This window comes from Paenibacillus vortex V453, assembly GCF_000193415.1.
GTDB classification, from domain to species: Bacteria; Bacillota; Bacilli; order Paenibacillales; family Paenibacillaceae; genus Paenibacillus_AQ; species Paenibacillus_AQ glucanolyticus.
In genome coordinates, this window is sequence record NZ_ADHJ01000014.1 from 37,256 (window position 1) to 52,516 (window position 15,261).

9 protein-coding genes and 3 pseudogenes are annotated in these 15,261 nt (G+C 50.6%); 9 read left to right on the forward strand and 3 right to left on the reverse strand.

All coding sequences use genetic code 11. The features are described from left to right. Nucleotides 1-59 precede the first annotated feature (59 nt). Nucleotides 60-2,681: a LuxR C-terminal-related transcriptional regulator gene (locus PVOR_RS07145; RefSeq protein ID WP_006208465.1), complete on the reverse strand. Its 2,622-nt coding sequence runs from the start codon at nt 2,679-2,681 to the stop codon at nt 60-62. Nucleotides 2,682-2,872: 191 nt separating this feature from the next. Here PVOR_RS07145 and PVOR_RS31470 point away from each other — a divergent pair, with 191 nt between their 5' ends. The 8 genes and pseudogenes from PVOR_RS31470 to PVOR_RS07185 all read left to right on the forward strand — a co-directional run bounded on the left by PVOR_RS31470 (nt 2,873) and on the right by PVOR_RS07185 (nt 13,204). Next, nucleotides 2,873-4,876: an RCC1 domain-containing protein gene (locus tag PVOR_RS31470; RefSeq protein ID WP_006208466.1), complete on the forward strand. Its 2,004-nt coding sequence runs from the start codon at nt 2,873-2,875 to the stop codon at nt 4,874-4,876. A gap of 99 nt (nt 4,877-4,975) precedes the next feature. Continuing rightward, a complete protein-coding gene (locus PVOR_RS31475) occupies nt 4,976-6,784 on the forward strand; it encodes an S-layer homology domain-containing protein (protein ID WP_006208467.1) in 1,809 nt (602 codons plus the stop codon). 337 nt (nt 6,785-7,121) lie between these two features. Next, nucleotides 7,122-8,166 (forward strand): annotated as a pseudogene (locus PVOR_RS07160) (BMP family protein). A gap of 71 nt (nt 8,167-8,237) precedes the next feature. Beyond that, complete coding sequence (locus tag PVOR_RS07165; protein WP_006208468.1) at nt 8,238-9,731, forward strand: ABC transporter ATP-binding protein; 1,494 nt, start codon at nt 8,238-8,240, stop codon at nt 9,729-9,731. Next, complete coding sequence (locus PVOR_RS07170) at nt 9,731-10,798, forward strand: ABC transporter permease (protein WP_006208469.1); 1,068 nt, start codon at nt 9,731-9,733, stop codon at nt 10,796-10,798. Before PVOR_RS07165 ends, PVOR_RS07170 begins: the two co-directional genes overlap by 1 nt. Beyond that, nucleotides 10,782-11,706: pseudogene (locus PVOR_RS07175) on the forward strand (ABC transporter permease). Before PVOR_RS07170 ends, PVOR_RS07175 begins: the two are co-directional and overlap by 17 nt. Nucleotides 11,707-11,796: 90 nt before the next feature. Next, nucleotides 11,797-12,471: a sulfite oxidase-like oxidoreductase gene (locus tag PVOR_RS07180; protein WP_006208470.1), complete on the forward strand. Its 675-nt coding sequence runs from the start codon at nt 11,797-11,799 to the stop codon at nt 12,469-12,471. A 1-nt stretch (nt 12,472) separates the two neighbouring features. After that, nucleotides 12,473-13,204: a nucleoside phosphorylase gene (locus PVOR_RS07185; protein ID WP_006208471.1), complete on the forward strand. Its 732-nt coding sequence runs from the start codon at nt 12,473-12,475 to the stop codon at nt 13,202-13,204. A gap of 149 nt (nt 13,205-13,353) precedes the next feature. Here the strand turns inward: PVOR_RS07185 and PVOR_RS07190 are convergent, their stop codons facing one another. Then, a complete protein-coding gene (locus PVOR_RS07190; RefSeq protein WP_006208472.1) occupies nt 13,354-13,824 on the reverse strand; it encodes a DinB family protein in 471 nt (156 codons plus the stop codon). 157 nt (nt 13,825-13,981) lie between these two features. After that, nucleotides 13,982-14,269, reverse strand: a pseudogene (locus tag PVOR_RS07195) (TipAS antibiotic-recognition domain-containing protein); the annotation flags it as partial. Nucleotides 14,270-14,610: 341 nt separating this feature from the next. On the opposite strand from PVOR_RS07195, the gene PVOR_RS07200 reads away from it, so the two are divergent. Then, nucleotides 14,611-15,129, forward strand: a complete 519-nt coding sequence (locus tag PVOR_RS07200; protein ID WP_006208474.1) for a TetR/AcrR family transcriptional regulator — start codon at nt 14,611-14,613, stop codon at nt 15,127-15,129. Nucleotides 15,130-15,261 lie beyond the last annotated feature (132 nt).

Sequence of the window (15,261 nt, forward strand, 5' to 3'; positions counted from 1 at the left end):
GACCAAAAAAGGAATCCCCGGTTCGACTGAGGGGGATTCCTTTTTTGTTACAGTCCGATTTAATCGTCCAGCAGGTTTAATGACTGGGCTCTTACCAGTGCCTGTGTACGGGAGGTAACACCGAGCTTATCGTATAATCTGGATAAATATACCCGGATCGTCCCTTCGGACAGGCCGAGTGCAGCGGCCATCTGCTTGTTGGCAGCACCTTGCATAATAAGCCGCAGTAAATTCTTCTCATTTCGATTCAGCTGTTCTGGTAGAGCCGATTGAGACGAGGTAATATGGGGGGGATCTGCCTTGACATGATTGGGAAAACGTTCCATAAGCATTCTCGCATAATGATGTGTCTGAATGAGCCCCATATCCACGTCCTCTTCTTGCGCTGGGTGGGAAGTATAACGCATCAACAGTTGATACATGTCCGCTCCTTCGTCAAGGAAGGTGCGGACATAACCGTTCTGTGCACCTAAACGCAGTGCTTCACGAAGAAGTTGAAGAGACTGCTTGCGTTGACCACGCTGGTACTCCAGCAAGGCTTGCAGGCATGTGATTTCCATGATGCTGGATATTTGCAACTCACGCTCTGCCTGGGGCTTTAACAGCTCCAGAAGGTGCAGCGCCTCAGTTTCTTTGCGCTGTTTGCCTAACAGGCGGACAAGCGCCAAATATTCAGGTTCCCGGCTGTAGGTCGGTCGATCTTTGATTGAAATGGGGAGAACGGCGAGTTCTTTTCGGGCATCGGTTATACGTCCTTCCCGAACATAAATCAAGCTGCGCACGGTTCTCAGTGAAGATAGCCACGAGCTCTCCTTTCTGCAGCTGGCTGCGTCCCATGCTTCATCCAAAACATGATGGGCAAGATGAAGTTTACCCTCGGCAGCATACAGTCTTGCTTCGGTAATATGCAGAGGTATGAACAAACCCATTGTTTTTTGGGAAGGAGGGGCTTTTCGGAGCTGCATCAGCAGCTGGCGACATTCCGCTAGGCGATTCCACTCATAGTAACCTTCACATAATGACATCTTTACATATAAATTCATGAGCGAATGATCCCAGCCATGGGCTTCCAGTACCCCGGTAAACAAATGCGCAATCTTTTCTGTATCCGCGGAAAGAGCGCCCTTCATACCAAGCGAGGTGCGCCTTACGTAAGGCTCCTGCCGATTATAATCAAACTGATAGTAGATCGGATTGTCGGGCGTAAGATTGTCAAGGATGCCCTCACTGAAAGCAAACCATTCGGCAAAATCCCCGTTCAAAAAAACAAGATTGGACCGCACAAACAGCATGCTGCTTCGGAGCTGCTCTCGCCGGCTAGATGATGGGAGGTTGCTGCACGCTTCCTCGATGTTCGCGAGCATACGCCCAGAGCGTTCAAGATCCCCCATCAGAACGACAACAAAGGTATGCAATAATGACGTTTCCAGCGTGACTGGGAAGCTTGTCGGGACGCGATCAAACCATTGCTGCAAGGTGGTAAGCTCCCCTCGCTCAAGCACGGTTTGCGCATGCTGCTCCAGCAAGCCCACCGCAGACTCGATATCCTGCGCTGCAAACATATGGTCGATGGCTTCATCTGTGGAGCCGATGGAGGCGTAATATTGGCCTGCGAGTCGATGACGTTTAACATATTCCCCGTCACACTCACGCTGTAGCAGGTCCTGCAAAAATTGCGAGAACAGATGATGATAGCGAAACCAGGTATGTTGTTCATCCAGTGGCACAAGGAACAGATTCTGCTTCCGCAATTCTTCCAGCATAGATCGGCTGTTATCCGAATCGGTTACGGCATCGCAGACTTGGACGTTCAATCGGGAAAGGACGGCGGTCTGGAGCAGAAAGCGAAACACCTCGGAAGGCAATTTCCCTACCACTTCCTGAAATAAATAACTCGAGACATGAAATTGATCGCCTTTGATCTCCTCCATGAAAGGTTCTAACCTGCTGCCTGAGCGAAGGGAAAGAGCAACGAGCTGTAGCCCGGTAATCCAGCCCTCGGTTCGGTCCAGCAACGTTTGCAATTGCATCGAATTTGGCTTGGGATAACTGCTGTCTGAGGCATGGCGGAAAAAGCGCTTTGTCTCATCGGAGGTGAATTGCAGCTGATCCGTTCCGATGTGGTTGATCTTGTGATCAGCCCACCGCTTAACGGTGGAGAACGGCAGATCCGTACGGGATGAAATCAATAAATGAATATGCCCAGGGAGGTAATCAATCAAGTACGAAAGCCCTTCATGGATTGGCGTATAGTAAATGCTGTGCAAATCTTCCAGAATGAGATGAAGAGTTTCACTCCACTCATACAAGTCGCTGATCAGCGTATCCAGATAAGCTGTAATCGACACGCCGGGCAGCATTTGCGTATGGTTCATAAGCCGTTCCCCTTGCTGCTCCGGAAGAACCGAAGCAATGGAGGCCGTAACGTACCTCCAAAAGCGGACGGGATCGTTATCCCGTTCATCCAGTGACATCCAGGCGCACCGTTCGCTTACTGCATGAGCCCACTGCGCCAGAAGTGTGGATTTGCCATATCCGGCCGGCGCGATAACGGTGGTCAGATGTCCTTGCTGGCCGGCCGTCATATTATGCAGCAGCCGATCTCGGGGAACCAGATGCTCCCTAAGTCCGGGAACGCTGATTTTCATTTTCAGAATAGGTGAATTGATCGGTAGATTCATAGGATACCCTCGCAATATACGAACTCTTTTATTAGGGAATTGAGTCGAGATAACTAGATTATATAGAAAAAAATGATGAAAAGTTAACGTTTGTCAATCGTTTCGCTTCCATTTATTTGATAGCATACTTGGTGCCGAGGTCCCACTTGAGAGTATGGCTGATAGGTGCCGATTAAATGAAGGAGGAGATTATGAGAAGACGTTCAGGAAAAATCCTGCTATGTATAGCACTGCTGCTGATGCAGTTGAACCTGATGTATGGGTCCCCACCAGCTTTTGCAGCTGCATCTGCTGCAGCTCCAAAGCTGGTTGCCGGGTACTATCATACGGCTTCGCTCGTTAGCAGCGGTGATGTGTATGTATGGGGGCAGGGTGACAGAGGGCAGATAGGGGATGCTGCATGGAATGCTCGGAATACACCGGTGCAGGCAAGAGGTTTGAATGATGTAATGGATATTCACACCGGAGTTCGCAGTACCATGGCGCTCCGGAGCGATGGGACGGTATGGACTTGGGGATCGAATGAGAATGGGCAGCTCGGGATCGGAACGACAGCGGATAAGAATGTTCCGACGCCAGTAAGCGGGTTAAGCGGAATAAAGGCAATCTCGGGAGGCCTGGGCTATCACAGCATGGCTCTCACGGAGAACGGGACAGTGTGGACTTGGGGAAAAAATGACAACGGTGAGCTCGGAAACGGAACGACAGTCCAACAAAACTCGCCGGTCCTTGTTATCGGATTAAGCGATGTTACAGCGATTGCAGCGGGAGGGTACTACAGTCTTGCGTTAAAATCGGATGGCACCATATGGGCATGGGGAGCGAATGGAAACGGCGAGTTGGGTGATGGCACGATTGTTGATAAGCATACTCCGGTTCAGGTTTCCGGCTTGAGCGATGTCATTGCCATCACGGCAGGAGGTTCCCATAGCTTAGCCATTAAACAGGATGGAACGGTATGGGCATGGGGAATCAATATGTATGGCACGCTTGGGGATGGTACCCGGACGAATCGAACCATTCCGGTGAAAGTCAGAAACCTCCAACATATTAAGGCAATAGCCGGGGGCGGGCACCACAGCCTGGCGCTGGACCAAGAGGGCAACGTATGGGGCTGGGGGGACAACAGTCGGGGACAGCTTGGCCTAGGTCATAACTCTTCCAGGACAACTCCGGAACAACTAACGGGCATCGAACATGTTCTTGATATTGCGGGGGGTGGCTTTCATAGCGCAGCCTTAAAAAAGGACGGCAGAGTTTGGGGATGGGGTCTGAACAGCTCGGGTCAAATCGGAGATGGGACAAGGAACGACAGAAATGCACCTGCATTAACAAAGGCCGTGCTGGATACAACGGCGCCGGATACAGGCAGGGGAATGTTAAGTCCTTATCTTATAACGGTGGATTCCATCGGGATCGAGTGGCTAGGAGCCTCGGATAATTTAACCGAGCAGGATGAATTGCAGTATTTATTATATGCATCCCACAGTCCGAATATCGGAACTGTCAGCCAAATCGAGCGGAATGGAATACCGATAGGGAGTTATGCCGCTGGTCAGCTCAAAGTAGTGGCAGACCGTCTTAACGAAGGTTCGGACTATTATTTTAACGTAATTGTGAAGGACGCTGTAGGGAATAAAAGCGCCTACAATATGCTGAAGGTTGCCACGAAATGGCCGCAAATATATACACTAACCTACGATGGCAACGAAAACATGGCAGGGAATGTTCCGATAAGCGGAGAGCTGTTTGCCAGAGGAGACGAAGCTGACATACAGGATAATACTGGTCAGCTGACGAAGGACGGTTATTCGTTTGATGGTTGGAATACGCAGGCTGACGGAAACGGAATCGATTATCCTGTCGGCAGCAAGCTCGTATTTGGTACAGAGAACATCAGGCTCTATGCCAAATGGAATAAGAATCCCGATCCTGTGAAACTTGAGGCCGTGTCGTATGCACCGGCTCATCAATCTGCAGGGGTTGAGATGAATGAAACCTTGACGGTTACATTCAATGAAGAAGTAACGGCGGTATCCGGTAGATCGATTCTGCTTAGAGACACCTCTGATCAGCATATTGCAGAACGTATCGATGTTGGCGATACGGACAGGGTTTCGGTTATTGGAAACACGGTGGTCATCAATCCGTTGACTGAACTTCGATTATGGCAGAAGTTATTACGTCGAGATTGAGCCAGGGGCTTTTACAGGCAGCCGACTCGGGAAGGTAGTTATGGGGGGATTCAAGGAGAGGATACATGGAGCTTCACGGCCAAGGAGCTGACAACTCCGGTGTACGATACCACGCTGCAAGAATTAACGCTGAATTCTTCCGTGGAAGCAGTGAATTTGAGCCCTGCGTTTAGCAGATTTCACAATGACTACACGGCTCAGGTAGGCAACAAGACAGATCGCCTCACGGTGACTGCACTGGTCTATGATGCCAACGTAGTGGTAACGGCGAGTGTTTATGGAGAAACTGGAGGATTGGAAGCAGGACCGATCGATATCATCTCCGGTCAAGAGAGCCAGGATATTCCTCTTGCCGTAGGGAACAGCCGGATCGAACTTGCCGTGACGGCACCTTCGGGTCAACATCATAAATACGTTATACATGTAACGCGCGCACCTTCCTCGGGAGGAGGGACTACACCCGAGGAGCCTGGTGGCGGGGGTACACCTATCGAACCTGGTGAAGGAGGCGGTCCGGGAACTCCGGGGGGAGGTTCATCACCGGGAAGCACAGGATCAGGGGCTGCTTCCACAGGTTCATCCGTTCCTGTTGAATCTAACCGAGTGAATGTCAGGGTTACACTGAACAATAAAATTCAGGAAGGGATGGTTACAGGCTTGTTCCATGAGGCAGAAGGACATACCGTCGTATCGATGAAGCTGGATACGGCCAAGCTGGAAGCCCGTTTAAAGACTGTGGAATACAATCCGGTGATCATCATCGCTCTTGCACAACCAGCGGATCATATCTCCCTGGAATTAAGCGGAACGGCAATGGACCAGCTTAAAGCTAAGCAGGGAGCGATTGAAATCCGTTCATCTCTAGGAACCTTCCATCTTCCTGCTGAGGAGGTATCTTCAACCCGCTGGAGAGCTCCGAGGGGATTTGACAGAACACTTGCAGCTGATCAAATCTTGGTTTATGTAACGATAGCGGCCAGCGATGCTGCGAAATTAAGGTTTATTCAACAGACTGCTGAGCAAGCTGGCACTAGACTTGTCGGTTCCCCTGTTGATTTTGACATAACTGCTACAGCCAATGATTTTCCCTTGCGGTTAGAGCAGCATAAGCAATATATGGAGCATCGGATTTCTTTGCCGTTAGGGATGCAGAATCCTATAACAACGGCTGTTAGGGTGAGTGAAAGTGGAGAATTTATCCCTATTCCGACAAGATTGGAAATGAAGAAGGATGGAAGTCTTGAGGTCGTTCTGCACAGTTTCGTAACTGGAACGTTTGCCTTCATATTCAATGAAATCCGTTTCGCTGATGTTCAGCATCATTGGTCCGGTGATGCGGTGAATGACCTTGCCTCGCGCATGATCCTTAACGGACGGGGGAGCGGCAAGGACACCACGAGCATGGATCAGACTGAAGTGGTCGTACAGTCCTTCGCCCCGAATGCCCAAGTAAGCCGTGCGGAGTTTGCAGCCATGATGGTGAGAGCACTCGGTTTGCAGGAGGGGCAGGAGCTTTCCGCCTTTAAGGATGTCAGCTCAGACGCCTGGTATAGCGGTGTGCTTGCATTAGCTTCACGATATGACCTGCTTCAAGGATATGAGGACGGCAGTTTCCGTCCGGATCAAGCCATCACACGTCAGGAGGCCATGGTGGTGATGGCGAGGGTTATGGAGTTGACTGGTTTAAATCGTGTTGTGGATGAAAACGAAGCCGTATTCGTTCTGTCATCATATCAGGATCATGACGAACTATCCGCAAGAGTAAAGCCAGCAGCTGCTGCACTAGTGAAACAAGGGATTGTGCAAGGAGATGCCGCAAGGTTAATGCCATTGCAGAAGTTGTCCCGGGGTGAAGCGGCGGTGATGCTGCAGCGGTTACTGAAGGCGGCAGGGTTGATTGATGGATAGGCTGGAATCATGTTTGAAGGGGATGCCGTGAGGCGTCCTTTTTTCTGTCCCTATGGATTTTTGTGTGCAGCATCATATAACATGACATAATTAGAAAATATTGCGTTTTCATCTGGAATTTCCGCCAGAAAGTGTTGATCAAATGTTGGCAATTTCCGAACATTCTCGACATTTTGATAAGGTAATGTTCTGTGATATACGCAGTTTTCCACCAAATTTTTGCTAAAAAACACATTAAACTACATAAAACGCTAAAATTTTTGTTTTGACATCTGCTTGTCTATACCATAGGATAATAGTATAAAAAGTGCTCAACTTAGGAGGATAAGGTCAGGAAATGAAAAAGACATGGTCAATTCTATTAACACTCGTATTATCCGTTGGATTGCTTGCAGCTTGCGGCAACGATGATAAGTCTACTGACACTGGTGCAGCGAATGGCGGTTCAGAAGGATCTCAAGATAAGAAACGCATTGCACTTGTACTTCCTGAGAAGATCGGTGTTAATCCTTTCTTTGCATTAATGGATGAAGGGTTGAAAAAAGCGGCTACCGATTTCAACGTTGAAGTGAAGACGATTGAATCGACTGACCCGGCCTCGATCGAGCAAAACCTAGCGTACGGCCGTTGCCGAGAAATATGATCTGATCATTACTTCTACCTTCCAGATGGAAGATGCACTGAAGAAGGTTGCACCGGAGAATCCGGATGTGCCTTTCGCCATTATCGATACAGTGGTAGATTTGCCGAATGTCCGCAGCGTTGTATTCCGTGAACATGAAGCAGCTTATCTGCTGGGTGCAGCAGCTGGACTGGCTACGAAGACAAACAAGGTTGGCAACGTGGTTGCAGACGACATTCCTATTATGCATAAATATATGACCGGCTTTGCCGAAGGCGCAAAATCGGTAAACCCTAACGTTGAAATATTTGTTAACTATGTCGGCGGATTTACAGACCCGGCTAAAGCGAAGGAACTCGCACTCCTCCAGAATTCCAAGGGTGCCGATTTCGTTGCTGGCCTCTCTGCTGTCGGTGACCTCGGCGTGTTTGAAGCCGCAAAGGAAAAAGGCTTCTACGCTTCCGGACAAGATACGGATAACACGGGCACGGATCCTGAGCACGTTGTGCTTGCTCAATTGAAAGGCACAGACGCTGTTGTGTACGAAACAGTTAAAGACTTCTCGGAAGGCAACTACTCATTCGACATTCGTGATTATGGTCTGAAAGAAGGCGGCGTAGGTCTCACTTACGTTACCCATGAGAGCAAAACACCGCTCAATCCATTCATTGGACAAGACATCGTGGACCAGCTCAAGGTGATCTCCGACGATATTATCGCCGGGAAGATTAAAGTAACCAACGCATTGGAACAAAATTAATTCTCACCTGGACCGGCTGCCACATGAGCAGTCGGTCTTTCATTCAGAAGCGAAAGGAAGGCATAACTTCGATGCTACTCCAGATGGACAATATTACAAAAAAGTATGGCGAGTTTAGCGCAAACCGCGGCATTGATTTTTCGCTGCGAGCGGGTGAGGTTCATGCGATTGTCGGGGAGAATGGTGCAGGCAAAACAACGCTGATGCGGATATTGTACGGGATGGAGCAGCCAACCTCGGGTACGATTCGGCTGAATGGCAAGGAAGTTTCGTTTGCAAGCCCGGAGGGTGCGATTCGCGGCGGCATCGGCATGGTTCACCAGCACTTTATGCTGTTTCCTACGTTTACAATTGCCGAGAATATCGTGATTGGCAATGAGCCGGGCTCCGGTGCCAGGTTTGACCGCAAGCAAGCGGTGAAAACGGTGGATGGACTCTGTAAGCAATACGGAATGAAGGTTGATCCGCGCGCAATCGTGAGCAGCAGCGCACCGGGTGTACAGCAGCGGGTTGAAATATTGAAGGTGCTGTATCAAGGTGCCGAAATCATTATTCTGGATGAGCCGACAGGCGTGCTGACGCCGCTTGAGGTGCAGGAACTCCTTGAGGCCATTAAACAGCTCTCTAAACAGGGCAAAAGCTTTATTCTGATTAGCCACAAGCTGAATGAAGTTCTGGATGTGGCTGACCGGATTACGGTGCTCCGCGACGGTGCGGTTACCGGCGTTGTGGAGAAGGGAAACACGGATGCCCGTCAGCTCTCCCGCCTTATGGTAGGCCGCGAGTTAGCGGAGCTGGATAAGAAAACGATAACGCCGGGTGAGAAGGTGCTTGAGGTATCGGAGGTTTCGATTCGCGGAACGAAAGGGAAGCCGGTGCTGGATGGCGTGAATATACAAGTCCGGGCAGGCGAGGTTGTCGGGGTTGCCGGCATTTCCGGCAACGGTCAGTCTGAGCTGCTACAGGTGATTTCCGGCCTAGCTCAGCCCGACAGCGGCCGGATAGCCGTATCGGGCAAGGATGTTACCGGTATGTCTACGCGTGAAATAAGAGAGCATGGGTTAGCCCACATTCCGGAGGATCGTTATGTATGGGGAGCTAACCGTACGGCAACCGTGATGGATACCGGACTTATGGGTCACCATCGCCGTTTGCAGAAGGGCGGCTTCCTTAAACTGAAGGACATCCGCTCGCTTGTTTCCGGTTGGGTTCAGAAGTTCTCCATCAAGACGGGGTCTCTGGAGACAAGCACCCAGTATTTATCCGGCGGCAATCTGCAGAAGCTGATCGTTGCCCGGGAACTTGAGCAGGGAACCCCGTTCCTGATCGCTGCCGAACCGACGCGCGGCGTTGATATCGGCGCCATGGAGACCATTCATGGTGAACTGCTCAAGCGGCGTGAAGAGGGGACAGGTATTCTGCTGGTATCTTCTGAATTAACGGAAATTTTGAAGCTGTCCGATCGGGTTCTGGTTATGTTTGAAGGTCGGATTGCAGGTGAGTTGTCAGCGAAGGAAGCGACAGAAGAGAAATTGGGACTGCTGATGGCGGGAGGAACATTGTAATGAATAAATGGACAAAATTGACGCTTCCGCTGCTTCAGCCGATTGCGGCGATCATGGTAGGCCTGCTCGCCGGGGCGATTGCCATCATGATTGCCGGAGGCGACATTCTGGAGACCTATGCAGAGATGTGGAAGGGCGCCTTCGGCGGCATGTATTTCTTCACGAATACGCTGTCCCGGGCGACGCCGATCATCCTGATTGGTCTGGGTGCGGCATTTGCATTCCGCGCCGGATTTTTTAACCTGGGTGCTGAAGGACAGATGGTGTTTGGTGCGCTTTCCGCCGCATTGGTCGGTTTATATATGCCGGGACCCGGCTGGCTGGTGTGCATCGTTGCCATCATTGCAGGTATCGTTGCGGGTGGTCTGTGGTCGGTGATGGCCGGATATTTTGACGCCAGATTCCGGGTTAACCTGCTGATCTCCACGCTGCTGCTGAATTATGTGGCTGTACTGTTTGCGGGTTATCTGGTTGCCTATCCGCTGAAGGACCGTTCAGGTTCTGCTGCGATGGCACAGTCCGAAATGCTGGACAACAGTGTCTGGCTGCCGAAGCTGATCTCCGGCATGCCGCTGCACGTAGGGTTTGTGCTGGCTGTGCTTGCCGCGTTAATTATATTCGTATTATTGAAGCGTTCCGTGATCGGATACGAGGTCCGGATGCTTGGCGGCAATCCATTGTTTGCCCTGTTCGGCGGGGTTAAGCGTGGTCCCATGATGCTTGGCGCGATGTTCTTCAGCGGCGGCTTGGCTGGTCTTGGCGGCGCTGTTGAAATACTGGGCTCTCAGTATCGTTATATTGATGGCGCATTATCCACGGCTGACTATGCCTGGACGGGCATTATGGCTGCATTGTTGGCAGGGTCGCATCCGATCGGCACGCTGATTGCATCAATTTTTTTGGCCGCATGGCAGACAGGCGGCATGGGCGTCGAACGAAATACGGAAGTGCCGCTTGAAGTGGGAGCTATTATACAAGCCGTGCTGATTCTGTTTATTTCCGCCCGATTCACATACAGCTTCCTGAAGCGCAGAAAGGGGAACAATTCCGATGGAACAGCTGTTTGATCTTGCATTAATCAACTCGGCTCTGCGTGTGCTTACTCCGATCCTGCTTGCAGCTCTCGGCGGCGCCCTGTGTTCGCGTGTCGGATTGTTCAATGTCGGTCTGGAAGGCTTTATGCTGTTGGGTGCTTTTTCCGCCGTGGTGGGGAATTACTTTTTCGGTAATGTCTTTTATGCGATTTTGTTCGCGATTGCGATCGTCTCGATATTTTCCTTTATATTTGCCTATCTCAGCATCAATCTGCAGGCCAACGTCTATTGTGGTTGGTATCGCGATGAATGCCTTGGCTGCCGGATTGACGACATTTAGCTTACGGGCTATTTTTGACGTAAAAGGCGCATTTTATGATAATACGATGGTGGGACTGCCGAAATGGAACATACCGATTATCGAGGACATTCCGGTGCTGGGTCCGATCCTGGCTGGTCTGACACCTCTTGTATATCTGTCCTTTTTGATTGCGGGCTTGATGTGGTATTATTTCTATCGCACAAAGAGCGGCTTCCGTTTCCTGGCTGCAGGTGAGAATCCACTCGCTGCCAAAAGCGTGGGAATCCGCGTAAGACGTTATCAGTATGGCGCCGTGCTGGCCAGCGGCGTGTTATGTGCGCTTGCAGGCGCGCAGCTGTCTCTTGGACAGGTGACGATGTTTACGGAAGGCATGACGGCCGGGCGCGGCTTTATTGCGCTGGTGGCAACGATGCTGGGCCAATCGGGTCCGCTTGGCGTTACGGCGGCAAGCCTGCTGTTCGGCTTTATGGATGCACTGAGCATCCGGTTCCAGGGCCTCGCACTGCCTACACATTTCACGCAGATGTTGCCTTATGTCGTCACGATTCTGGCCATGTTCTTCTTTAAGAATAAAAGCTTCCAGCAGGATGCACTGAAGCAGGGCTCAAGCTCCAGATAGGCGCATACGCCGCGCCGCGATAACCTGTAATTGAGTCCTCCAGACGTTAAGCGGTTGTGGATACGATCCAGCATAGAGGAGATGAACTTGGTGCACAAAAAAGCAGAACGTTTGAAAAAAATGAAGCCGGTAGCAGCTAATAACCTGACGGATGAACAGCGTGCCAAACTGCCGCCGGGGCAGACGCTGACCGAAAAGTTTCCTATCCTGCATGAAGGGGACGTTCCTCGCTACGACATGTCGGAATGGAGACTCAAGGTATTCGGTGAGGTCGAAGAGGAACTGACGTTTACTTATGAAGATTTAATGGCCATGCCAACAGTAACAGTGAGCACCGATATTCACTGTGTTACGCGTTGGTCCAAATTCGATACGGTTTGGGAAGGAATCCTGTTCCGGGATTTCCTCGCGGGCCTCAATGTGAAGCCGGAAGCCAAATACGTCATGTTTCATGCCGATCCCGATTACGATACGAATGTGCCGATCGAGGATCTGCTTATGGACAATGTGATGCTCGCCTACCGCTTCAATGGCGAGCCGCTGACGGACAAGCATGGCTGGCCGCTTCGCACGGTCGTACCGCATCGTTATTTCTGGAAGAGCGCGAAGTGGCTGCGCGGCATCGAGTTTATGAAGGAAGACCGCCCGGGCTTCTGGGAACGCAATGGCTTCCATAACGAAGCGGATCCGTTTAAGGAAGAGCGGTTCAGCGGCGAAGCACTGGATATACCTGAAGATGAATGGACACATAAGGAGTTTGACTAATATGTTGATGCCTATTTTGCAAGTGAACTCAGAGGATATACCTGAATTTGTGATCGTCTGCGGCGATCCGAAACGTGCGGAGACGATTTCCCGTAAGCTCACAGGTGCGCGCGAGCTGGCATTCAGCCGCGAGTACCGCACTTTTGTGGGGAGCTACGAAGGCGTTGAGCTGGCGGTTACCAGCCACGGCGTTGGATGTCCGGGAGCTGCGGTTTGTTTCGAGGAGCTGATCCGCGCTGGAGCGAAGACACTCATTCGCGTGGGCACCGCCGGATCCTACCGGGCGGATACCCCTGCGGGAAGCCTTGTGGTCAGCACCGCTGCGATCCGTACGGACGGGCTGACGAAGCAGCTGGTGCCGGACGGCTTCCCTGCGGTCGCGGACAGCCAGGTTGCGGAGGCGCTGTACGAAACAGCACTTGCGATCGGCGAAGGCGTGGTGCGCAAGGGGATTACGGTCACGCTGGACGTGTTCTTTAACGGCGTTGAAGAAGTGCCGCACCAGAAATATAAAGCGGCCGGGGCACTGGGTGTGGAGATGGAAATTGCGGCATTGTATGTCGTTGCAGCCATCCGCGGCGTTCGTGCTGGCGCAATCGTGGCGATGGACGGCTTTGCCGATGCCGATCTGGCGGCCGAGTACGATCCGAACACCAACGTAGTTGCCGACGCAGTGGAACGCGAGATTAACACGGCCTTGCAAGCTATGGTGAAGCTGGCGAAGCAAGGGTAGTGGGTAAGATAAAAAGCCGATTTCCCGAGAGAGCTTAGGGAAATCGGCTTTTTATTTGTGCGTGAGGGCAGGCGGCCCGGGCGCCTGCAGCCCCAAGCCCGGCGCCTGCAGCCCCAAGCCCGGCGCCTGCAGCCCAAACCCCGCGGCCGTTACTGTTTTGCCGGCTGCACAGTGAAGAAAGGGACCTTCGCAACGCCTGCGGCCCGTGCATAAGTAAACAGCTGCCCCTTATGGTGGATTTCATGGTCCACCATGCTGCCCAGCCATACTGATCCAGGGGCTGCAAATCCGTTAAAGTCGAGCGGTTTCTCCAGCTCCGCATCCGACAACTCCGCATAAGCGGCTGTTGTAGCATCGGTTGAAGCTTGGACGATATTTCTAATGTCCTCAATCGTTTCGAACTGGGTAGAGATAGAAGGTGGAGAGAAGGTGCCATTTTTGATAGACAGCAGGAACATCTCGGAGGAGGCGGCAATGTGAACAGCCAATGCACCCAAAGTGTAGGCATCCTGCCAAGGTTTATAATCTAAATGCTCAGTGTGTACATCCTCCAGCAGTTGATTGAGTACCGTGCGATGCTTACGCCACCGTTCGAATTGTTGCTGACCTTCATGACTCATGATTTAACCTCCTTGATCGATGATAGAATATAGAACTTGGGAACTGCGATTTATGATGCCAGTACTTGTAAACAGTTCGTCAAGAGATACGGGAATCCTTCCCGATCGGGAGCAGCTTACGCAAAATTGGAGGATGAACAAGATAAGCAAAACTCCTCTATCCATGATCAATATGATGCAAGATAGCAGTATATAAATATTCGGCCAAGTCACCATCGCTGAATTGATTTATATAATTTTTGTAGCGATTATCGCGTGTATACGTATTTGCAATACATGTTAACATTTCAGAGTCACATACAATGGATTGTTCGAGACAGCTTTTCCATTCGATGATCAATTGCTGTACTTCATCGGAAGAAGGGGATTGATTCATACAGGATGCCATTTTTATGAATATCTTCTCCATCTGCTGTTCAAATTCAGATAACAGGCTCGCTTTTTGGGGTCCTCCGCTTTAAAAAGGAATATTCAGTATGTTCCATTTTCCGATAAATGGAGCCACACTGGCTTGTCTGAATAACGCGACTTTTCTCTTTTTGTGGAGCATGTCAAAACTCTCGAAATACTTGATCTGAGCGTAAGGATGGTATATTCATTTCTTCACCTCTGTTTTAAATTAGTTTGAATGATGAACTACGACGTAGCGTGATGGTCAAGAAAAAGTTGTTGCGAAAATTAAATCGGCGATATATACTAAACTCAATAGTAATTGGTCAATCAATAATGAATGAATACAAGTGATTGTTCAGAAGTTAAAGTTAAAGTGAAAGGGAGGTCGGTATGATGGCCAGAGCTTCAACCTCTGTCAATCGGCGGAATGATATCGTGGCAGCAGCTATTGAGGTGTTTGCCGAGATCGGGTACTATCGCGCGACCACGGCTCAGGTAGCCGAGCGTGCGGCTATATCCCAGCCTTATGTCTATCGCTTCTTCACCAAGGAGTCACTGCTTGTAGAGTCGTTGTCTGTCTCCTGGAAGCGCATCGTGCAAGCATTTCAAGTGGTGATTGATTCATCTGCACCTGAGGAACTGGAATCGGGATTGATCCGGGCTTACGAAGGGATCATGCAATCCTATCGCAGTGAAATACTGCTGCAGATGCAGGCACAGACGATTCCGGATGCACCCATCCGCGAAGCGATGCAGCAGGGGATTAATGAGATACGGGATCTTGTTGGAAATGCCTTTGTGTCAGCAGGTTTTGAAGACGCAGATAAGAAAATCTCCGATTTTCTGGCGCGGGGCATGTTGTGTAATGCAGCCATGGCCATGGATATGCCGGATTTAATGCCCAAAAAATAAAGCATGCTCAGGCGCTTTTTTAGTGCCACACCGCGTATAATGGAAGTTGTGTGCGCGGTGCAGGAAGAGCATGATATTTTTCAGTAATTGTAATTGATCAATCAATAATATAACTGAATAAAAGGAGAGATT

Bases quoted from the DNA above. Each gene is read 5' to 3' on its own strand.
- PVOR_RS07165 (WP_006208468.1), top strand. From the start codon at position 8,238: ATGCTACTCCAGATGGACAATATTACAAAAAAGTATGGCGAGTTTAGC.
- PVOR_RS07190 (WP_006208472.1), bottom strand. From the start codon at position 13,824: ATGAGTCATGAAGGTCAGCAACAATTCGAACGGTGGCGTAAGCATCGC.
- PVOR_RS07170 (WP_006208469.1), top strand. From the start codon at position 9,731: ATGAATAAATGGACAAAATTGACGCTTCCGCTGCTTCAGCCGATTGCG.
- PVOR_RS07145 (WP_006208465.1), bottom strand. From the start codon at position 2,681: ATGAATCTACCGATCAATTCACCTATTCTGAAAATGAAAATCAGCGTT.
- PVOR_RS07200 (WP_006208474.1), top strand. From the start codon at position 14,611: ATGGCCAGAGCTTCAACCTCTGTCAATCGGCGGAATGATATCGTGGCA.
- PVOR_RS31470 (WP_006208466.1), top strand. From the start codon at position 2,873: ATGAGAAGACGTTCAGGAAAAATCCTGCTATGTATAGCACTGCTGCTG.
- PVOR_RS07185 (WP_006208471.1), top strand. From the start codon at position 12,473: ATGTTGATGCCTATTTTGCAAGTGAACTCAGAGGATATACCTGAATTT.